The 20679-nt window shown below is 39.3% G+C and carries 18 protein-coding genes; 7 read left to right on the top strand and 11 right to left on the bottom strand.

Annotated elements, in window-relative coordinates; translation table 11 throughout:
* Positions 1-363 precede the first annotated feature (363 nt).
* The 5 genes from B2V92_RS03755 to B2V92_RS03735 form a co-directional block, all read right to left on the bottom strand.
* Positions 364-3267: a transcriptional regulator gene (locus B2V92_RS03755; protein ID WP_293304904.1), complete on the bottom strand. Its 2904-nt coding sequence runs from the start codon at positions 3265-3267 to the stop codon at positions 364-366.
* A 213-nt stretch (positions 3268-3480) separates the two neighbouring features.
* Positions 3481-3801, bottom strand: coding sequence for a four helix bundle protein (locus B2V92_RS03750; RefSeq protein ID WP_293304903.1), 321 nt, complete (start codon positions 3799-3801; stop codon positions 3481-3483).
* 244 nt (positions 3802-4045) lie between these two features.
* On the bottom strand, positions 4046-4984 hold the full coding sequence (locus B2V92_RS03745) for a rhodanese-related sulfurtransferase (protein ID WP_293304902.1): 939 nt from the start codon (positions 4982-4984) through the stop codon (positions 4046-4048).
* Positions 4985-5182: 198 nt separating this feature from the next.
* Positions 5183-7630, bottom strand: coding sequence for a DUF5686 and carboxypeptidase regulatory-like domain-containing protein (locus tag B2V92_RS03740; protein WP_293304901.1), 2448 nt, complete (start codon positions 7628-7630; stop codon positions 5183-5185).
* 159 nt (positions 7631-7789) lie between these two features.
* A complete protein-coding gene (locus B2V92_RS03735) occupies positions 7790-8149 on the bottom strand; it encodes a hypothetical protein (protein WP_293304900.1) in 360 nt (119 codons plus the stop codon).
* Between the two features lie 263 nt (positions 8150-8412).
* On the opposite strand from B2V92_RS03735, the gene kbl reads away from it, so the two are divergent.
* The 4 genes from kbl (at position 8413) to B2V92_RS03715 (ending at position 11775) form a co-directional block, all read left to right on the top strand.
* A complete protein-coding gene (gene kbl, locus B2V92_RS03730) occupies positions 8413-9600 on the top strand; it encodes a glycine C-acetyltransferase (RefSeq protein WP_293304899.1) in 1188 nt (395 codons plus the stop codon).
* A 147-nt stretch (positions 9601-9747) separates the two neighbouring features.
* Positions 9748-10788 (top strand): phenylalanine--tRNA ligase subunit alpha, encoded by a 1041-nt coding sequence (pheS, locus tag B2V92_RS03725; RefSeq protein WP_293304898.1) that lies wholly within the window; start codon positions 9748-9750, stop codon positions 10786-10788.
* Positions 10788-11198: a hypothetical protein gene (locus B2V92_RS03720; RefSeq protein WP_293304897.1), complete on the top strand. Its 411-nt coding sequence runs from the start codon at positions 10788-10790 to the stop codon at positions 11196-11198. Before pheS ends, B2V92_RS03720 begins: the two co-directional genes overlap by 1 nt.
* A gap of 1 nt (position 11199) precedes the next feature.
* Positions 11200-11775, top strand: coding sequence for a TetR/AcrR family transcriptional regulator (locus B2V92_RS03715; protein ID WP_113950607.1), 576 nt, complete (start codon positions 11200-11202; stop codon positions 11773-11775).
* Between the two features lie 222 nt (positions 11776-11997).
* On the opposite strand, the gene B2V92_RS03710 is transcribed toward B2V92_RS03715, so the two are convergent.
* The 5 genes from B2V92_RS03710 to carA all read right to left on the bottom strand — a co-directional run bounded on the left by B2V92_RS03710 (position 11998) and on the right by carA (position 17282).
* Complete coding sequence (locus tag B2V92_RS03710) at positions 11998-12681, bottom strand: XAC2610-related protein (RefSeq protein ID WP_293304896.1); 684 nt, start codon at positions 12679-12681, stop codon at positions 11998-12000.
* 55 nt (positions 12682-12736) lie between these two features.
* Positions 12737-13693: a Fic family protein gene (locus B2V92_RS03705; protein WP_293304895.1), complete on the bottom strand. Its 957-nt coding sequence runs from the start codon at positions 13691-13693 to the stop codon at positions 12737-12739.
* Between the two features lie 119 nt (positions 13694-13812).
* Positions 13813-14889 carry an ABC transporter permease gene (locus tag B2V92_RS03700; RefSeq protein WP_293304894.1) on the bottom strand — a complete coding sequence of 359 codons (1077 nt, stop codon included), beginning with the start codon at positions 14887-14889 and terminating at the stop codon, positions 13813-13815.
* Positions 14890-15082: 193 nt separating this feature from the next.
* A complete protein-coding gene (locus B2V92_RS03695; protein ID WP_293304893.1) occupies positions 15083-15847 on the bottom strand; it encodes an ABC transporter ATP-binding protein in 765 nt (254 codons plus the stop codon).
* A gap of 322 nt (positions 15848-16169) precedes the next feature.
* Complete coding sequence (gene carA, locus B2V92_RS03690; RefSeq protein WP_293304892.1) at positions 16170-17282, bottom strand: glutamine-hydrolyzing carbamoyl-phosphate synthase small subunit; 1113 nt, start codon at positions 17280-17282, stop codon at positions 16170-16172.
* A 356-nt stretch (positions 17283-17638) separates the two neighbouring features.
* Between carA and panB the strand changes: the two genes are divergently transcribed.
* From panB to B2V92_RS03675, 3 genes are all read left to right on the top strand, one after another.
* Positions 17639-18454: a 3-methyl-2-oxobutanoate hydroxymethyltransferase gene (gene panB, locus B2V92_RS03685; RefSeq protein WP_293304891.1), complete on the top strand. Its 816-nt coding sequence runs from the start codon at positions 17639-17641 to the stop codon at positions 18452-18454.
* A gap of 116 nt (positions 18455-18570) precedes the next feature.
* Positions 18571-19257, top strand: a complete 687-nt coding sequence (locus B2V92_RS03680) for an RluA family pseudouridine synthase (protein ID WP_293304890.1) — start codon at positions 18571-18573, stop codon at positions 19255-19257.
* Positions 19258-19369: 112 nt separating this feature from the next.
* On the top strand, positions 19370-19798 hold the full coding sequence (locus B2V92_RS03675) for a hypothetical protein (RefSeq protein ID WP_293304889.1): 429 nt from the start codon (positions 19370-19372) through the stop codon (positions 19796-19798).
* Positions 19799-19926: 128 nt separating this feature from the next.
* On the opposite strand, the gene B2V92_RS03670 is transcribed toward B2V92_RS03675, so the two are convergent.
* Positions 19927-20400, bottom strand: coding sequence for a hypothetical protein (locus tag B2V92_RS03670; RefSeq protein WP_293304888.1), 474 nt, complete (start codon positions 20398-20400; stop codon positions 19927-19929).
* Positions 20401-20679 lie beyond the last annotated feature (279 nt).

Raw genomic sequence — 20679 nt, 5'->3', positions numbered from 1 at the left:
TTTTAGTTTAATTGTTGGTTAAATGTGGGGTTGTTTTTGCTGATGTGCAAGTGTTTTTACCTCAACATTAATACATCAACCTATACCCCAATGTTTGATCCTGCGATAAACCAAATGCGATTTTGGCCTAAAAACGCATTTTTTTAGGATTTTAACATAATATTAACATCTACTAAAGTGTATAAAACACACTAAGTGTTTTGTGGGGCAAAGAAATGGCCCATGAGAGGTAATGATGTAGTATTTTTTTTAGCCTACAGCATAAAATTGACAGTAAATATTGCTTTTGGCAAAAAATCAAAAGGTAATTTTAAGGCTATTAATAAATGTAAAAAAGACAATTAATAGCCTGTTTAGAAAAAGTTAAAGCTCCATTAAAAACTCGGTCAGGTTTTTATCGTGTGGTACTTCTAGCTTTTTACGCAGGCGGTATCTCCGGATTTCTACGCCACGCAAAGTGATGTTTAACAGCGACGACATTTCTTTACTGCTCATGTTCATCCTGAGGTAAGCACAGAGTTTTAAATCATTGGGAACAAGATCGGGATGCTGCGCCTTTAATTTTTTAAAGAAGCTTTCGTGTGCCTCGTTAAAGCTGTTTTCGAAGAGATGCCAATCGCGCTCATCGTTCATACCATCGTTAATTACTTTTTGGATCTTACGGGTCTGATCTTCTGAAAGCTTTTTACCGTTTTCGTCCTTAAGTTTCGAAATCTCATCGCTAAGTTTCTGAAGCAACTCGTTTTTGTACACCAGTGTCATGGCCGAATTGGCCAGTTCCCTGTTTTTTGAAGCCAGCTCAGCTTGGAGTTTCTCCGTTTGGAGTTTAATGATCTGCTTTTCGTTGGTTTCGGCTTCCTGCTTTAATACCTCTTCCTGCTCGGCCTGCAAGCGGTCGCTTATTTTCTGACTGTCTCTCTGCAGCTTCCTTTCGTAAATTTTCTTACCCAGGATCAGTACCACCACAAATAGGATGGCATAGAACAGTATCGCCCAGTTGTTGAGGTACCAGGGGCGCAAGATGGTAAACGCATAAACGGTTTCTTCGCTTACCGTACTGTCGTCGATTTTGGCCCTCACCTTAAAAAAATAATTACCAGCACTTAAATTGGTAAAATCTTTCTGTGTGGCGTAACTCCAATCAGACCATGTTTTAGAATAACCCTCTAAATAAATCTGGTACTTAACCTTTGCCTGGCGGTAGTAGGGCAGTGCATAAGATATGCGGATGTTATTGCGGCTGCTCTGGATTTCTGTAGCCTCTTCTCCATTTCCGGTTTCGCTGATAAGTGAAAATTTATCGGTAATATCTTCTATGCGCCTGATTAAAACTGATGGCAATTTCCGCTTTTCCTGATTGAGTTGCGCTGTGGGGTTATAAATTACAAAACCATCATCAACACTGATCAGGTAAATTGAATTGCTGATACGGCTAATGTTTTCATAATACTGAACCATGCGGCCATCTAAAATGCTGAACTGGTTCGAATCGATTTCTACCTTGCCAGGCTCGCTAAAATTAACCAGGGCCGTTTTGCCATGATTGATAAACCAATATTTTTTGCCGCCTGCATTGATGATTTTATTCGATGATTGGAAAGAACCAAGCTCTTTGTTCAACGCTTCGTATTTGGTAAACTTATCACTTAACTCATCATAGGTATAAAACCCTGCATCAGAGGAAAAAACAATCTTGTTCTCTAAATTGAAAATATTGATATTGTAATTACCGGGCAAACCATTCTTCTCATCGAAATATTTTGTGCTGATTACGCTGGTGTAATCAGGGCTTAAATTTAATTTATATAATCCTTTATAGGCATGGGCCACCCAAATATCGCCTTTGTTATCCTGCTCTACATATCTCAATGGTGCATCAAAGCCAGAGATTTTCTTTACAAACTTTAAACCCGATGCCGGGGATTCGGTAAAGAGCGAAAGTCCGGTGTAAGTGCCCTGAACAAGATAATTGGGGTTCGAATTTAGTTTTTTTATCGTCCAGCCACCCGAAGTCATCGAGAGCCATTGGATCTGGTCGCCATTTACTTTAAACGTACCGCTATTGTGGCCACAGATGAGTTCGTTGTCGATAATGGTCAATTCCCATACCTGTCCCTGCGAATTTGGGATCAACCTGAAGTTAAAAGGCAAAAGTTTATCAGGCGACCATTCGCTATAAAATAAACCCTGATTGGTACCCAGGTATATCTTGTTGTTGAAAATAATACTCGAATATACCGTTCCAAACTGACCGGTTTTATCGAAATAAAAGTATAAGGGCGAATTGAGCTCTATCCGGTCGATACCGTTATCCAGTCCTGTCCAAAGATTTTGCTCGTTATCCGCATATAAACTTAAAACTGTGTTGTTCTGTAAACCGCTCGATTTGTTGATACGTTGTACCACTCTTCCGTTTTCATCTATAATAATCAGTCCGTTAAGGATGGTACCATAAGCAAAGTATTTTCCCAATAAGCTTACTCCGTTATTGAGCTGATAGGTTTTGAGGTAAGCATTGGCAGGTGTGTTTAAGGGACTAAAATCTTTTCCGTCGTAAGTAAATAATCCACGTTTGCTGGTTCCGATAATTAAGCCGGTGGTTTTGTATGGCAGGATAGAAAGGACACCTTCTTTACCAACTTTCTCACTGTTCGGAATGTGGACCAATTTGTTACCCAACAACTCAAACAGCCCTTTTTCGAGCACCTCGATCAGGTACCTGTTGTTTACTTTATGAAGGAATAAAAAAGAAGATGGCGATTTAACCACTTCTATTTTATTATTTTTATAGATAAAGATTTTCGAGAATGACTGAAAAATCACGCGGTCTTTATCTACATATATCTTCCAGACTTCATCGTTGATTTTTATTCCTTTTGGAAGTAAGTTGGTAAGGGAGTTATAATTTAATTTGTTATTTTTTATTGCCCAATAACCAAATTCGCCAAAGCTACCTGTGTAAATCCTACCGTTTTTATCAGTGGCCACAGCCCTTACAATCTGCCTGTTGGGCATCTGGTATTTCTGCCAATAACGGCCATCGAAAGTTAAAAGTCCTTCGGCATTGCCAAAATACATTACGCCGTTTTTATCCTTAGCTATACTCCAGTTCTGGTTACCGGCCGAATAAATAGATTTTGGATAATTTTCTATATAAGGTACACCGATGCTTTTAATATCTGATGCATATGTGTTTATAGCAAAGCAGGAAAGCAGTAACAGGAAACGGAAATAGTTTAGCATAAAATGGTTAGCGGGTAAAGCCATTATTACACAAAGTAAACGAAAAATTGTTTAAAATAAGGTGTGAGCTTGTTGTTTAGAGCTGATGTTTTTTGGTTCATGGTTTTATAGATCATGGTTGATAGCTAGGGGGGAATCGCAAATGATATTAGGCATCAATTCATATTTAAGTTCATGGCTTATGACTAATCTTATAAACCATCAACCTCATTCGGCCTGCTATTATACCATGAGCCATTACAGCGAAGACTTCAATTTAGATATCATTTTACAAAGTTGTTCGTATTCAGAATATAGCCTTTTAAATTCTAGCTCTGTAATGTATTTTCTGGATGATGCCATAAAAAGACAGCTTACAACTTCAAGACCAGAGCGTACTGAATACGTGAGGAACCTTTTAAACTCGGCTTTTGATTGTCCCATACAACCTTCGGCAATGTTGAGATTTACAGAATCTGCGGCTTTTTTTATTTGATTGGAAAGACTGAATAATTCTATCCGTGGAAAGTTTTTTGCAATAATATCTATTTCGTTACTAAGATTAACGAGATCTGCCAAACTTTTAGTTCTTCAAATTTGAAAGCCATAACGTTGATTTTGAAATAAATATAATTATCTCGCCCAATATTATGGCTTTCTATTACCTATTTTCTAATAAGTGAGGATTTTAATTGTGATTGTAGGTTATCAACTATCCAACTATTAGCCATGATCCAATAAGCTATAAAACCATTAACCATGAGCTAATAAGCTATCAGCCATAAAACCATCAACCATGGACCAATAAGACGGCTTTAAGCAATTAAACAACCTTCACCACTACCGGCTGCGGAACCTTTACATAATACCCTGTACCATCGTAAGGGCGTTTGCGCGGATTTGTAGTACATGCCGTTGAGCAACAGCCCTGAAGTTCGTTTCCGCAATCATCGCATTGGGTAATGTGCTCGTTGCATTCCGGATTGGCACAATTGATCATTTTTGGAGTGGTTTTACCGCAGTTGTAACAAACAGAAACAACGGTCGGGTTCACCTCATTCACGTCAACAGCGATACGGTTGTCGAAAACGTAACATTTACCCTCAAAATCCTTACCTCCGGCTTCTTTACCATATTTGATAATGCCGCCATGTAACTGGTATACATCGTTAAAGCCGTGGTGCAACAATAGGGCAGATGCTTTTTCGCATTTAATGCCACCGGTGCAATAGGTTAATATTTTTTTGTCTTTATACTGGGCAAGCTGATTGATCTGTTCAGGGAAATCACGGAAATTCTCAATGTCAAGCGTTAACGCATTTTTGAATTTACCAAGGTTATGTTCGTAATTAGAACGTACATCAAGGATAATTACATCCTCATCATCTTTCATTTTCATGAAATCGACAGGTTCTAAATGTTTACCGGTTTGCTTGTTAGGATCGATGATTGAAGTATCCCTTAAGCCCGAATGCACAATTTCCGATTTGTAACGGCAGTGCATTTTTAAGAACGAAAGTTCTTCAACATTGTCGATTTTAAATTCGGTTTTTGCAAACCTTTCGTCGGCGTGTATTGCCTGCATATAAGTTTCGCAGGCTTCGGGAGTACCAGATACGGTACCATTCAAACCTTCGTCGGCAACGATAATACGGCCAACTAAACCTAACGATTTACAGAATTTAAGGTGATCGGCAGCAAATTGCTCTGCCTCTGCTATGTAACTATAGCAATAGTAAAGTAGTGTTTGATATTTTTCCATAACGCTGTTGATACCGTTGCAAACGGCGTTTAAAGCGGTGCAAAGATAGGGGAATTATGTAAGATGTAAAAATGTAAAATGGATAATGTATCTTCCGTCATCCATTTTACATAAAACATCCTAAAATGTAAGATGTAAAAACGGAAAATGGATAAGGTAGACTTTCCATCACCCATTTTCCATCAAACATTTTCCATTCTAAAAGCCATACGATATCCTAAATCCTTGCGTTAACTTACGTCCGCCATCATAGGCAAAACCATAACTGGCACGTAATACCAGGCGTTGGATACCGAAATAAAACTCCTTGTAATTCCTTTTTTCAGGAGAAGATAAATAACCTCCACCGATAAACTCTTCGAGCTTCGCTTTACGTAGCAATGGAATTTTATTCATAAAGAAACCTGCAAAATTATGCTCTAAATGGGCTTCGAAATATTGTTGGTTGGTGCTGAACTGGTAAAAATCAAGATATTGGAACTTTCTTAGGTTGGGAGGGAAGATGGTTGAAATATTACCTGCGAAGTGTTTAAAATCTGGATAATACATGCTCTTATTGTTCAGGAACTTGCCCACACCTGCCAAAAATGAAGTGTAACCCCATAGTCCCAATCCGATCCTGTCCTGAGAAACCTCCAGTTTTACAAAATCGTAATCAACATCACTGTTCAGCACGCCGTTAAATCCTTTTTTATACAATATGGTCATTTTAGGGAACTTTGATTCGGTATAAAACTTGCCGTCCGGACGGGTAATGTACTTCTGTCCGAAAGTATAGGTTAAACTTGCAGTGGCACTGAACGAATTATAAGTAGGGAAAAGCGGTGTTTCTTCCGTTGGGTTAAAAGGATTGTTCGAAGTAAATTCGCGGTCCTTCGCATCAATAATTTTAAATGTAGAATTATTGGTGAGGGTTTTATTCCTGCTATAATCTACCGCCACACTTCCCTGCAGGCCAGATGCCAGCTCGCGTGTGGTATTGATATTTATAAAACTCTTTTCGTAAAACTTGGCGAAATTTTTCTCATAAAACAACGAGTTGATGGTGTTGCCCAGCTGTGTCATCGAACCCAGGTTGTTCAGATCGAATATCCCGTTTCCAAATGATGCACTTACACTGGCACGTTTAAGCGGGTTGTAATAATAACTTCCACTTAAGCTTCCTGTTAGTTTCTGGTTGGCAAAACCGTACCTCAGTTCAGGACGGATGGAGTAAGATTTTCTATTCTCGAACACTTTTCGGTAGGTAACACCATATTTAATGGCGAATCCCTCAACCGTATTGTAAAATATAGATTTAAGTACGGGATCGAACGACCAGTATTCTTTATCGTAACGGTCGTTAATGCTATAGCCGTGCAGCAGCAGCTTAACTATTCCGAATTTATTGTTGTCTTTTTCAAGCGAATCGAGGTATTTTTTTGATTCCTTTAACTTCGCAACACTATCCTTTTTAACATAATTGATTTTTTCATCTTCGGTTAAAGGGATAGGCCTGTTGTTTTTCCAGTAAACAGAGTCTTTTTTGTTCACCATTTCGGTAACTTTTAGAATTTCGCCACTGAAAAAGTTTTTTGGGAATTTAGGATCCAGGTTATAATTGCTGTATATCCCTACAAAATATCCTGCTATTTTAAATCCCAGTACATTGCCAGCAAATTGGAAATTAATTGAGGTGGGCATATAAACCTCGTTAACCTTGGTAAACTGCTGGCTAATATTTAATGTATCGATAAAGTTGATGCCCGCATTTTTGGTCAGGTACACATCTGTATTGTAGATTCTCCAGCTATCATCGATAATATAGATAATCCCCCTGAATACCGGATCGTTTTCACGGCGTGGGATTACTTCTATTTTATGGATGGTTTCACCATTTTCCTTGCTTTCGCCCAGTAATTTATATTTATAATAGAAAAGGGCATTATCTGCAATCGGCGAAATGAATCCCCTGGCACTTAATTTATTTTCGAGCAGGTAGTTATCGTAAAAGTTAATGATCAGGTCTGATGCCTTGTTAAAACTGAAAGCATTGTTCCGGCCTGCAACTTTTGATGAGATCATTTCCTCATGTACATCATTTGGCCGTCTGAAATTAAATTTGCTCTGCGATTCCGATAGGTAAATAATGCCTTTCCGGTTGGTATCAAGCTCTAAAACTTTCTGTATATCCTGTCCGAAGAATTTTTTTGGTGCACCCCTTAACCGTTGCACACCTTTAATATAAACATCACAGCTAAATGCTTTCACTTCATTTAAATGCGTTTTTCTTTGTTTGATGGCCTTACGGATAATTGCATATGCAGGGTCTTCGGCATTGCCCCTGATATTAACGCCTTCTAAAGTATAATTTTCGGATGATAACGTTACATTGAGCGAAATATCGGCCGTTAAATTTACAATATGTTCCTGTTGTTTGTACCCAACGGCCCTGAAACTTAAAGTATGTTCCCCGTTTTTTAGCTTTACCGAATATTTCCCGTCAACATTGGCAGAAGTTCCGGTAGTGGTGTTCTTTAAATACACCGATGCAAAAGGAACTGGCTGTCCGTTGGTATCCTTAACAATCCCGGTAACCGTAAAGTGCTGGGCAAATACAAAATTGGTGAGGCCGCAAAAAAATAGGAGTGCGCAAATTCTTGTCATAGTTGGATTAGTATGCCCTAAATATCGAATATCTTTTAACACTATACACATAGTTGCATGTTAAAGTTTGTTAAGATCGAAAAAAAATGAATCTTCGCTTTATGTTAGCGTAATTTTGTTGGTTTCATTGGAGAGGATTCTAATTCGATTCTGCAGCATCTAAGTTTTATCAACTCTAAAATTGCCTGCAATGATTTTAAATTCACTGCCGGTAGAGGTTGTTTTGATTATGTAACAAGACAAATTTTCATTAATTAGTCCATTCCATTTTCTCTTAAATCTGGCAAAATCAACATCATCATTAGAAGCTTTAAATGCATCATCTATACATTCATCAGCTACTATTCCAAAATTCATATCCAAACGGATCCAGTAAACGTTTTCGAAATAAAGTTTTCCTATCCCAATGTCGTACCAATTGATTTCAAAAACAATGGTGTCGCGTTTTCCAGGGTTGGACCTATCTATTTCAATTCTTTTTATTACTGAATCATGCCAATATAATTCGTTAAATTCCATTTTGTGTTATTCTGTTTTTGCCGCCACGGCCATTTTAAAATGTCAAAATATGTTCTTTATGCACGTAGCCTTATATTAAAGTTTGTTAAGATCGAAAAAAAATAGTGATGTTGCCATATTTCGCGGCCAAAATAAAAGCCTAATGGCTATTGGTCTTCCGGTCAAACGTTTGTCTGTAAAATATATAACGAAAATCGCGTTTTTAGGTCTGAAAAGACTTTTTTTTATAACTTTGGACGTAAATTCAACCATATTAAAAGGCCATGTATAAAACATTACAACCGGTTCTTCAAAAAGAACTTGAAGAAATCGAAAACGCTGGATTATTTAAACGCGAAAGGATTATTATTACGCCCCAGGGTGCCGACATTAAAGTAAGCGGCGGTGCAGAGGTAATCAATTTCTGTGCAAATAATTATTTAGGACTTTCTTCCCACCCAAAAGTGATAGAAGCAGCTAAAAAAGCGATAGACGATCATGGCTATGGGATGTCGTCAGTGCGTTTTATCTGTGGAACACAGGATGTGCATAAAGAACTGGAGGCAAAAATTTCTAAATTTTTAGGTACTGAGGATACCATTTTATATGCAGCCGCATTTGATGCAAACGGTGGTGTTTTTGAGCCTTTGTTTAATGCTGAAGATGCTATTATTTCTGACGAATTAAACCATGCTTCCATTATCGATGGTGTGAGGTTGTGTAAAGCACAACGTTTCCGCTATAAAAATGCCGATATGGAAGACCTGGAAAAACAATTGATTGCTGCTAAAGATTGCCGCCACCGCATTATTGTTACCGATGGTGCTTTCTCTATGGATGGTTCTGTTGCCCCATTGGATAAAATTGCCGATCTGGCCGATAAATATGAAGCGTTGATTATGATCGACGAATCGCACTGTACCGGTTTTATCGGTAAAAACGGTCGCGGTACGCACGAACATTTTGATGTAATGGATCGTATCGATATCATCACCGGCACTTTGGGTAAAGCTTTGGGCGGTGCATCAGGTGGCTTTACTTCGGGTAAAAAAGAAATTATCGATATGTTGCGTCAGCGTTCACGCCCATACTTATTTTCAAATACCCTTGCTCCGGCAATTGCAGGTGCATCAATCGCCGTGTTGGATATGTTGAGCGAAACTACCTCGTTAAGAGATAAACTGGAAAGCAATACTAAATATTTCCGTGAGAAAATGACAGAAGCCGGTTTCGATATTAAACCGGGTTTCCACCCGATCGTTCCGGTAATGTTGTACGATGCCAAAATTGCACAGCAGTTTGCCGCTAAAATGTTGGAAGAAGGCATTTACGTAATCGGTTTCTTTTATCCGGTGGTACCACAGGGCAAAGCCAGGATCCGAGTTCAGTTATCGGCCGGACATGAGCAGCATCATTTAGATAAAGCCATTGCCGCGTTTACCAAAGTGGGTAAAGAACTTGGTGTAATTTAAAATAATAAGATCTACAATAATACAAAGGCCGCTTTAAGCGGCTTTTGTTGTTTATGGGTTCATTTTCTTTTATAATGGTATTGTAAACAGATTATTTGAACCCGCTAAGCCTAAAATTATTAGATAATTTGCCGTATATTTGAAGCCATGTTACAGGACAAAATAACACAATATACCGATAAAATTAATGCTTTCGTAACCGAAAAGGCCGACGAATTAGAGCAGTTCCGTATTAAATATTTAGGAAGTAAGGGCATTATCAAAGAAATTTTCGACGAGTTCAAATCCGTTTCTGTTGAAGAAAAAAGATCGTTGGGTAAGGTTTTGAATGAGTTTAAGCAACTTGCCGAATCAAAATACCAGACTTTAAAAGAATCGACCGAAAGTGTTGATGCCAAAAGTGAACACTCGCAACAGGATTTAACTTTGCCGGGCGAAGGTTTCGAAATTGGTTCGCGCCATCCTTTAGCTTTAGTACGCAGGGAAATTGTGGAGATTTTTGCCAAATTGGGTTTTACCGTGGCAGAAGGTCCTGAAATTGAAGACGATTGGCATAACTTCTCGGCGCTGAACTTCCCTGAAGAACACCCGGCAAGAGATATGCAGGATACTTTCTTCATCAAAAAAGGTGGCGAAAAAGGCGATATCGCTTTGCGTACACATACTTCATCGGTACAGGTGCGTATGATGGAGCAGGGGCAACCGCCGTTCAGGGCGATTATGCCGGGCCGTGTTTACCGTAACGAAGCCATTTCGGCAAGGGCACACTGCTTTTTCCATCAGGTAGAAGGTTTGTATGTTGATGAAAACGTTTCATTTGCGGATTTAAAGCAAACCTTATTCTATTTCGTTCAGGAATTGTACGGAGAAGGTACAAAAGTGCGTTTCCGTCCGTCATATTTCCCTTTTACAGAGCCATCTGCAGAAATGGATATTTCTTGTACCATTTGTAAAGGATCTGGTTGCCAGCTTTGTAAATACAGTGGTTGGGTAGAAATTCTGGGCTGTGGTATGGTTGATCCAAACGTTTTGGAAAACTGTGGTATCGATTCGAAAAAATACAGTGGTTTCGCTTTTGGAATGGGTATTGAGCGTATTGCAAACCTAAAATATGTAATTAAAGACCTGCGTTTATTCTCCGAGAATGATGCACGTTTCTTAAAGCAGTTTAAATCGGCCTTAATTTAATGATGAAATATCTATACAGCATATTATTTGTTCTGCTATTAACTGTTGGTTGTGGTAAAGAAGATGGTTACATTCCTGATGTACCTGTAAACTATAATGTTACCATAACCGAATTTAGCCTAAAGGCGGTAAATAATGTGCTTGTAGTTCCCAATGTTGGTGTTGGTGGATTATTAATCGTTAAAACACCCCTCGGTACCTATGTAGCGTTCGATCGTTGCAGTACGGTAAATCCGGAGAAGATATGTAAAGTTGCACCTGATGATAGTGGGGTAACCGCAACAGATCCCTGCTCTGGAGCAAAATTTTCGCTGCTTGATGGAAGTCCGCAAAAGGCACCTGCCGAAAAAATGCTAAGAGCATACAACATATCGCTGCAGGGCAACACACTATTACACGTAAGCAATTAGAATGGAAGCTGAAAAAATAAAAGAAACAGTAAAAAAGGCTGCCAAAGAATTATTTAGAAAATACGGTTATCATAAAACCAGTGTAAACGAGATCGCCAAAAAGGCACGTATTGCCAAAGCAACGATTTATAAATATTTTGAAAGTAAAGAGCAGGTATTGGATAGTATCCTAATGGATTACCTTGATCAGAACCTGCACGAAATTTTGCATAATAAAGTGAGCTACGCATCAGAAGAAGAGCATTTAAAGGCCCTTGTGATGAAAACCAGCCGTTTATCTTTTACCGCATGTAACGAATTTATCGGTTGGGATTTTGTACGCGAAAATGCAAACTCACAGGAGTTTTTAAAACATTTATCAGATCAGCTGGAGGCCTTATTATTGGCCGCTTACCTGCAACTGGATAACTTTAAAAATAATCCGGCCCGGAGGGAAGGATTGGCTTTTCTGTTAAAAGCAAGTAAAAGCATCGTATTCTCTTTCGCTTTTACCTCTGTAAGCGATTCGGATGTACGCAAAAACTTTGTAAGCTTCCAAAAGGAGATATTGCCGTTTTTGGTAAAAGCAGCGCTTTAACACATAGATCGTCACCCTGAATTTATTTCAGGGTCTTTCTTAGTTCTTCGTCATCTCGACCGAAGCATAGCGTAGCGGAGAGATCTATCTCGAGATAGATTTAGCTTTGCTGAGTCTCTGGTCTTAGCGTCTCGCTAAGACCCTAAAAGCATGTCGTAGCGAGACGCTACGACTAGAAAGAGTTGAGAATGACGTATCGCGGGGAGTTAGCGTGTAATCAGTTTACTGATTATAATACTCCTTCATCTTAAACTTCTGCACAGTTCTTTTCATTTTGCCATCGACCAGTTTTTGGGTAATCACCGTAACATAATCGGCGATGCTCGAATCTTCAATTACCGATGAATCTTCGTATAAGGCATTTTTATTACCGTATTTATAATTGATCGTCTTATCAAAACAGCATCCGTCTTTTTGATGTATGGATAACTGTTTTGCTTTTTTATCTACATCAAACATACCAAGGTTTGTGCTAGCCAGCTTGGTCAGTTCACTATTCAACAAGAACTTGTTGTCGGCTGAAGCTAAATACACATCATAAGATGGGCTCATATAACTGCCCTTGTTGCCGTTTCTTATCGCGATATCTTCAAGCCCGTCAAAATTAAAATCGCCGAAAATTAACGGTGTTTGGTATTTTCCCAGTTCAAGCCATCCCAGTTTCGCATCCTGTGTTTCGGTTAAACCAAATTCAAGGTCATCAGAGTGAAAAGTATCAATCTCGCGGTCGGTAGTCTTGTTATAAACGATAATGGTTGCTTTTCCGTCGCAGGCACGGCTTTCACATCTGTCGACAATAATTTTAGCCTTGTATAAATCGGAGCTATTGTTGGCGAGGAATTTAAACTGTGCTTTTGCGGCATTGGTAATCAATAAAATACAGCAAAAGATGATCAAATTTTTCATTTAATATTTTTTGGTAAAATTACGTCATTATCAAACCGCAAAAAGTTAAAAAAGGTTAACGTTTACGTTTACGCGTTTGGATATAGCTTTTTACTGCAGATTTTGTGGTAAGCCAATCGCGACCTTCTTTATAGGCGTCTATTTTGCCCTGCCTGGCCAATAAACTTACATACTCTTGCCCATAAGGAACATCAGGTTCTGAAACGATATGTGAAATAGGTTCGTAATCGCCATAAGTGCTATTGGGTAATGCATTGAGGTAGATATTTAAGGAACGCTCTACTGCCTGCAACATAAGCAGGCAAAGTTTATGGTATTTACCCTTGTTTGCCTGATTAAGTGCCTCGTAATATTTCTTTCTGTCGTTTTTGAGGATAATAGCTGGGGGGAAGCCCTTGCGCATCAGTAAAAGATTCATTGCAAGCCTCACCGTACGGCCGTTTCCATCAAAAAAAGGATGTATCCAAACCAGTTTATGGTGGAAAATGGTAGATAATACAATATCATTTAACCCTAAGGGGTTATCATTAATAAATATGATTAATTGATCTAGCAGATCGGAGACCTTGTTGGCATTGGGCGGCGTAAAATTTGCGCCAACAATACGCACACCACCATTTCTTAAACGGCCTGCATAATCATCTTCAATACTCCGCAACACCAAACCATGCAATGATAAAATATCGATGCTCCTTAGTATGTATTTATTGTTTACTAGGGTGTAGAGATAATCGATGGCTTTTTCGTGGTTAAAGGCTTCGAAGTGTTCCCTTAGCGATTTGCCTTTAACCGTAATGCCTTCCTGTAAAACCATCTGGGTTTCTTTTAGGCTTAGGGTATTTCCTTCGATGCTATTGGAGTTGTAAGTCCATTCGAGGGTAAGGTCTTCTTTGATGCGGTGTAGGGCGCTACTAGGCAAAGGCCTCGAGTTTTCTAACTTGGCCTTTTTATCGTACAACCTGCCTATTTGTTGTTGTAGCTCTTCTAAATCGCTTAAATCAAAATCCCACACAAACAAATATACTAATTATCGGTTGAAGTTAAAAATACTATTATCCGATATTAAAATTTTTCACAAAAAAAAAAGATAACCAGTTAGTTATCTTTTTTAAAATAGGGTTGAATTATAATTTATTCCCACTTAAATACCTTAACGGCTACGGCGTAAATACCGATTCCCCAAAGTAAAAGGATCATAATCTGAAATTTAACATCCCACAAACCTACACCTTCGAAAGCTACTTTGCGCATGGCATCGTTTAAATAGGTGAGGGGTAAAGCCCTGCTAATGGGCTGTAGCCAGCTTGGGAAAGCTTCTATGGAAAAGAATGTGCCCGACAGTAAAAACTGTGGTAAAGTAATAATGTTTGAGATGGGTGGCACCATGCTTTCATTTTTGGCAATGCCCGAAATGATAAAGCCAAATCCCATAAACACAATTACGCCCATGGTGGCCAGTATGAGCATATTGACGACGGTAGCGGCCCCGTGTACAAGTGTAAAGCCAAAAAAGAAGTGGCCGATTAAAATGATAAATAAAGCCCCGATTAAGGCAAAGCCGATACGTGCAATACCTTCGCCTATTACAATGCTCGAACGCCTTACAGGTGTAGCGAAAAAGCGTTTAATCACCAAAGTTTGGCGCAGGCTTAAAAACACAAATGCAGTTCCGAAAACACCGGTGCTTAAAAGTGAGAAACCCAGTTGTCCGGGAAGAATAAAATCGATGGTTTTATATTCACGGCCGGTTATGGTGCTTTCTTTTATTTCTGCAACCGTCGGCTTTAAGGTTTTATCGTAAAAGATGTTGTTTAAAACAGACTTTAAAATGCCGCCTTTATCGCGCGATGCCGATGTGTAAACAACATTGACAGAATAAGCTGCTGAGTTTACTTTTCTATGTACATCGATCATGGCATCTACATTGCCTTTTTCGAGTAGTTTATCGAAATCAGCTTTCGATTTATCTTTAACCAAACGGATCATGCCTGTTTTTTCGAGCATCCCCATTACCGGATTGTTTACATCCGAGCCCGGTGTAACCCCAACATCGATATGCGTTCCGCCGCCACCTAAAAAGCCGAAAACCAGGATAAATATCAGAGGGAAAGCAAGGGTAAATACCACTGCCGAGGGGCTCCGCATAATCGACCGGAAACTCGCTTTTGCAAGGGCCAGGGTAGCCTTAATGTTATTGTATTTTTTCATTTACTATTTTGATTAATAGTTGCACTATTTTATGTTTTTAAACCCGATCCGATAGCTATCGGATGGAGTGTAAATCCTTTTTGCTTGATATAGTTTAATTGCTAAGCATGGTGTTTGCAAAAAGATTGTAACGAAAAGCGGGACTGACGCTGATTTTAGCACCGCCTTTGCTTTTCAAATACCCCCGGAAAGCTTATTCTCTCCACTCTTGCCCTGTTAGGTTGATGAAAACATCTTCCAGGTTGGCCTTTTTAACTTCTTTTTTACGTTCAAAGCCGCTGCTTACCAATTGATCAATCAGGTTATCAGGGGTGTCTAACGCAATGATCTGCCCACGCTCCACAAAAGCAACACGATCGCAGAGTTGTTCGGCCTCATCCATATAGTGTGTGGTAATTACAACAGTTGTGCCTGCATTACGGATCTCGATAATCAAATCCCAGAGGTTTCTGCGTGCCTGAGGATCCAAGCCTGTTGTAGGCTCATCAAGAAAAATAATTTTGGGTTGGTTGATCAGTGTGGTTGCGATTGAAAAACGCTGTTTTTGTCCGCCCGAAAGGGCTTTGTATTTTGCTTTGGCCTTATCCTGAAGGTTCACTTTCTCCAGCATTTCCATCGGTTTAATGTTGGCGCCATATAAACCTGCAAAAAGTTCGATCAGTTCAATCAGGTTGAGGTTCGGATAATATCCTGCGGCCTGTAACTGTACGCCAATAATTTGTTTGATGTCCTGAGCCTGTTTATCAACCGAAAAGCCGTCGACAATAATTTCGCCAGATGTTTTATCCCTTAATGTTTCAATAATTTCGAGGGTAGTGGTTTTTCCGGCACCATTTGGACCGAGCAGACCAAAAATCTCGTTCTCGTAAACTTCGAAACTAAGGCCCTGAACGGCCACAAAATCATCGTACTTTTTTACCAGGTTATTTACGCTGATAATGGCTTTTTTTGTTTCCATGTTGCGAATGTAAGGAGCTTTAAATGAATTGAAAATGAATTATGGACGAGTTTGTCTAAAATGTCGGTAAAATGATGTTTTGAGCAGGCGAAAATCGATTAAAAAAGAAATCTGCGGATCGTTGGCCTGTTTTTGCCACAAATCCGCAGATCTTTTTTGTTGATTGGTTCATTAGGCATTGGTTCATTGGTCACTGGTGGTTCACCTTTTCCCTTTGATATTATACCTCAAACCTTTGGTCTTTAGTCTTTAAGCTTTAGTCTTTTACCTTTCAGCCTTCTACCTTTCTTTGGTCTTTAAGCTTTGGTCTTTTACCTTTTGCCTACCAAGCCAATTTTCCTGTCATTACTTCAACAAAATCGTCGAATAAGTAACGCGAATCGTGTGGGCCTGGTGAAGATTCAGGGTGATATTGAACCGAAAATGCTTTTTTACCTTTAACACGGATACCTTCGATTGATTTATCGTTTAGGTTAACGTGCGTGATTTCTACTTTATCAGAGTTTCTAACTTCATCAGGGATTACACCAAAACCATGGTTCTGTGAAGTAACCTCACAGTGGTTTTTGATGATGTTTTTAACCGGGTGGTTTAATCCGCGGTGACCGTTGAACATTTTCATGGTACCGATACCGTTTGCTTCGGCCAATAACTGGTGACCTAAACAGATACCGAACAATGGTTTATCTTCTGCTAAAATATCTTTAATGGTTTCTACGGCATAAGGCATTACCGATGGATCGCCGGGGCCGTTTGAAATAAAGTAACCGTTAGGGCTGAATTTTTCCATTTCGGCAAAAGTAGTTTTGGCCGGGAAAACCTGAACATAAATGTCGCGGTTTTCAAAATTGCGCAGAATGTTTTTCTTGATGCCTAAATCTAAAGCCGCTACTTTTAAGCTTGCATCCGGATTACCATAAAAATAAGGTTCTGTTGTGCTTACTTTTGATGAAAGTTCTAATCCTTCCATCGAAGGTACTTCGGCCAATTTTTGCTTTAATTCTTCTAAATCGGTAATCTCAGAAGAAATAATGGCGTTCATGGCGCCTTTATCCCTGATGTGACGAACCAATGCGCGGGTATCGATATCGGAAATGGCAACTAAATTATCATTCTGGAAATAATCCTGGATCGATTCTGTTGCTTCTTTACGGCTATAAACGATGTTGTAATTTTTGCAGACTAAACCAGCGATTTTAATCGAACCTGATTCGATTTCATCTTTGTGGATACCATAATTACCAATATGTGCATTGGTGGTAACCATTATCTGTCCAAAATAACTTGGATCTGTAAAAATTTCCTGGTAACCTGTCATCCCGGTATTAAAACAAATTTCGCCGGTAGTTGTTCCAATTTTTCCGGCCGCTTTGCCGTAAAAAACTGTGCCATCGGCCAGTAATAAAATCGCAGGTAACTTGGTGTAGTTAGTCATGGTAATTACAATATGGATTTTGATTTAAAAAAGACTTGAAAAAAGAATGGCTTTCGGCATTAAAGCCGTATTTGCAGGGTGCAAAAAAAGATGAATATATCCCTTCCATTTCGGGGTACAAAGATAGGTTTTTAGATTGGGAATGTAAAGAGAAAAATGAAATAAGGTTTAGCTGAAAGACTAAAGCTAAAAGCAGAAAGACTAAAGCTGAAAGCAGAAAGACTAAAGCTGAAAGCAGTGAACCCCCGATTTGCATAAAAAATGATTTTAACCTGAGATTGCTTTAGCCTTTTACCTTTGGTCTTTCGGCTTAATTAAAGAAAAAACAATACTTTTGGCAACACAAAACAAATCCCATGTCGGTACATAAAGAAATTAAACGTGTTACCACGCATACTTTACAGGAAATGAAGGAGCGTGGCGAAAAAATATCGATGCTAACGGCCTACGATTATTCGATGGCGACCATTTTGGATGATGCAGGCTTAGATGTTTTATTGGTTGGCGATTCTGCTTCGAATGTAATGGCTGGTCACGAAACGACTTTGCCCATTACCCTCGATCAGATGATTTACCATGCTGCTTCGGTAATCAGGGCGGTTAAACGTGCTTTTGTAGTAGTAGATCTGCCTTTCGGTTCTTACCAGGGAAATTCGAAGGAAGCTTTGAACTCTGCCATCAGGATCATGAAAGAATCGGGTGCCCATGGTGTTAAGTTAGAGGGTGGCGAGGAAATTATCGAATCCATCCAGCGCATCATCACTGCTGGTATCCCGGTTATGGGGCATTTGGGACTAACACCGCAATCCATCTATAAATTTGGAACTTATACTGTTCGTGCCAAAGAAGAAGAAGAAGCAAACAAGTTAAAAACCGATGTTTTGGCCTTACAGGCCGCAGGTTGTTTTGCCATTGTACTGGAGAAAATTCCGGCTGCTTTGGGTAAAGAAGCTACAGAAAGTTTGAATATCCCAACCATTGGTATTGGTGCAGGGCAATATTGCGATGGACAGGTTTTGGTGATAAATGATATGATCGGCCTAACCAAAGGATTTAAGCCCCGTTTTTTACGTCAGTACATAAACCTTTACGATGAAATTTTAGGCGCGGCACAATCTTACATCCGCGATGTAAAGGGAAATGATTTTCCGAACGAGAAAGAACAATATTAAGTCCGCAGTCTTGAGTCCAAAGTCCTCAGTCGAATGACCAATCAACAAATGACTAATGACCAATGAACACCTCGAGACAGTTAACCAATTTAAACAATTAACCAGTTAACCTAAAAATGCCCATTACCGATAACGACATCCTTTTTGAAGACAATCATTTAATCGCCATTAATAAGAGGGCGGGTGATATTGTGCAGGTTGATGAAACCGGCGATGAACCTTTAGATGAGCAGGTAAAAAAGTATATTGCAAAAAAGTACAATAAACCGAATGGTGCCTTTTTAGGTGTGGTACACCGTTTGGATAGGCCGGTAAGCGGTGTAATCCTGTTTGCTAAAACCAGTAAGGCTTTAGAAAGGATGAATGCTGTTTTTAAAAACCGCGAAGTAAAGAAAACCTATTGGGCGGTGGTAAAAAACAAGCCTGAAAAAGAATCGGCTACTTTGATACACTGGTTGGTTAAAAACCCGCAGAAAAACGTGGTTACCTATTACAATACCGAAGTTACCGGGAGCCAGCGGGCGGAGCTTTCTTATAAAGTAAAAGCCAAGGTGGGCGATTATTACCTTTTGGAAGTTGATCCTTTAACAGGCCGTTCGCACCAGATCAGGGTTCAGCTTTCCTCAATGGGCTGTCCGATTATGGGAGATAATAAATATGGTTATCCACGCGGAAGCAGAAAAGGAAGCATCTGTTTGCATGCCCGTAGGTTACAGTTTATACATCCTGTTAAAAAGGAACCTGTAAATATATTCGCCAAATTGCCGGTAGATGGTTTTTGGGAACGATTTGAGGATTTATAGTATAACATACTAATATAATGGAGATATCCGGTTACAATATTTTAGTATTTAACCGGATTTTTTGTGATTTGGCATCATATTTAGTCTGTTCAGGATTAAAACCAAATCAATCATGAAAAACACCATCTTATCAATTGCAGCGATAGGCCTGCTTACTACCTCTTTAGTTTCGTGCGATAGCACAAAAAAAACAGAAACGACTACAGATTCGACAGAAATTTCTGCAAAAGGCGACACTATTACAAAAGTGACAACAACTACTACCGAAACTGTTAAAACCAGTGCGCCAACTTTTTCCAGCGAAGAGGTAAATAAAGGCCTGGCAGAGTACAGCAAATTAAAAGATGAATACGTTGCAGCTGTAAAAAGTAAAAATGCAACAGAAATTAAAGCCATCAGCGATAAATATACGGCCTGGGCCAATCAGGCAACAGGTTGGGCCGCTAAGCTAAAACCTGATGAAATACAGAAATATTCTGATTATGTACTTAAATTAACCGAAGAGTGGACTACTGCAGCTAAGGATACTGTAGGGAAGTAGAAACTAGGAATTCGTCATTGCGAGAAGGCTTTTTCAGCCGACGAAGCAATCTTTCCTGTATAACTGGCATGCATGATAGATTGCTTCGTCGTTCCTCCTCGCAATGACGGCTTTTTCTTTACAAAATTTTATTTACACTCAACTTTACCAAAAGCCATCGATCCATCAAACTTCAGTTTACTTAAATCTTTGTATTTGGTTTCGCCTTTAACTTCCTGCACATCGCCGAAACCTTCGATCAACTGATCACCCTTTTTTAAGAAAGCAACTTCCCTAACAGATGTTTGCCCCTCCGACTGGAAAGTATAATTTGCAATAATGGTATCGCCTTTAACAATACCGACAATTGTACCTGCATTTTTATCTTTCTCGTATAAATTATAACCCAATGTGCCGGTTACCTTATTATCCCCACTTTTAAGCGATAGGGTAGCAGTATCGCGGTTTTTAATGTATTGGTAACACTGAATGGCATCTGATGCTGTTTCGGCATTGGTTACAATGGTAGAATCTATTTTAGCCTGTGTCTTTTTTGCGGTGCCGCCCTGGCAGGCAGCCATAAATAAAGCAGCAAGGCCTAATACTGGGATGATGTTTTTCATTTTTTTATCGGATTGATTTGCTTTTGTTAAGCAAAGGGCCTGCCAAAAAGAATTTGTTGTAGTTCACAATGCCGTCATTTCGAGCGGAGTCGATAAATTCTTCCGTGTTTTCCGTGAATCCGTGGCAAAAACTAAAGTGCTATCGATAAGCTAACAAAATTAGAATGTGGATTACAAATCCACAATTCGAAGGTCGGGATTGCAAATCCCGACCAACCCAGGGCATCTTTTTCGCATGATAGACCCTGAAATAAATTCAGGGTGACGATCGCATTAAGG

Origin of the sequence: Pedobacter sp. UBA5917, from assembly GCF_002432345.1 — a bacterium.
Lineage (GTDB): Bacteria > Bacteroidota > Bacteroidia > Sphingobacteriales > Sphingobacteriaceae > Pedobacter.
The sequence above is the reverse complement of the archived record's forward strand: the minus strand, read 5'-3'. Positions and strand labels throughout refer to the sequence as shown.

Excerpts from the sequence above, each read along its gene's own strand:
- B2V92_RS03755 (WP_293304904.1), bottom strand. The coding sequence starts at position 3,267 with ATGGCTTTACCCGCTAACCATTTTATGCTAAACTATTTCCGTTTCCTG.
- B2V92_RS03745 (WP_293304902.1), bottom strand. The coding sequence starts at position 4,984 with ATGGAAAAATATCAAACACTACTTTACTATTGCTATAGTTACATAGCA.
- B2V92_RS03740 (WP_293304901.1), bottom strand. The coding sequence starts at position 7,630 with ATGACAAGAATTTGCGCACTCCTATTTTTTTGCGGCCTCACCAATTTT.
- B2V92_RS03735 (WP_293304900.1), bottom strand. The coding sequence starts at position 8,149 with ATGGAATTTAACGAATTATATTGGCATGATTCAGTAATAAAAAGAATT.
- kbl (WP_293304899.1), top strand. The coding sequence starts at position 8,413 with ATGTATAAAACATTACAACCGGTTCTTCAAAAAGAACTTGAAGAAATC.
- pheS (WP_293304898.1), top strand. The coding sequence starts at position 9,748 with ATGTTACAGGACAAAATAACACAATATACCGATAAAATTAATGCTTTC.
- B2V92_RS03720 (WP_293304897.1), top strand. The coding sequence starts at position 10,788 with ATGATGAAATATCTATACAGCATATTATTTGTTCTGCTATTAACTGTT.
- B2V92_RS03715 (WP_113950607.1), top strand. The coding sequence starts at position 11,200 with ATGGAAGCTGAAAAAATAAAAGAAACAGTAAAAAAGGCTGCCAAAGAA.
- B2V92_RS03710 (WP_293304896.1), bottom strand. The coding sequence starts at position 12,681 with ATGAAAAATTTGATCATCTTTTGCTGTATTTTATTGATTACCAATGCC.
- B2V92_RS03700 (WP_293304894.1), bottom strand. The coding sequence starts at position 14,889 with ATGAAAAAATACAATAACATTAAGGCTACCCTGGCCCTTGCAAAAGCG.
- B2V92_RS03695 (WP_293304893.1), bottom strand. The coding sequence starts at position 15,847 with ATGGAAACAAAAAAAGCCATTATCAGCGTAAATAACCTGGTAAAAAAG.
- carA (WP_293304892.1), bottom strand. The coding sequence starts at position 17,282 with ATGACTAACTACACCAAGTTACCTGCGATTTTATTACTGGCCGATGGC.
- panB (WP_293304891.1), top strand. The coding sequence starts at position 17,639 with ATGTCGGTACATAAAGAAATTAAACGTGTTACCACGCATACTTTACAG.
- B2V92_RS03680 (WP_293304890.1), top strand. The coding sequence starts at position 18,571 with ATGCCCATTACCGATAACGACATCCTTTTTGAAGACAATCATTTAATC.
- B2V92_RS03675 (WP_293304889.1), top strand. The coding sequence starts at position 19,370 with ATGAAAAACACCATCTTATCAATTGCAGCGATAGGCCTGCTTACTACC.
- B2V92_RS03670 (WP_293304888.1), bottom strand. The coding sequence starts at position 20,400 with ATGAAAAACATCATCCCAGTATTAGGCCTTGCTGCTTTATTTATGGCT.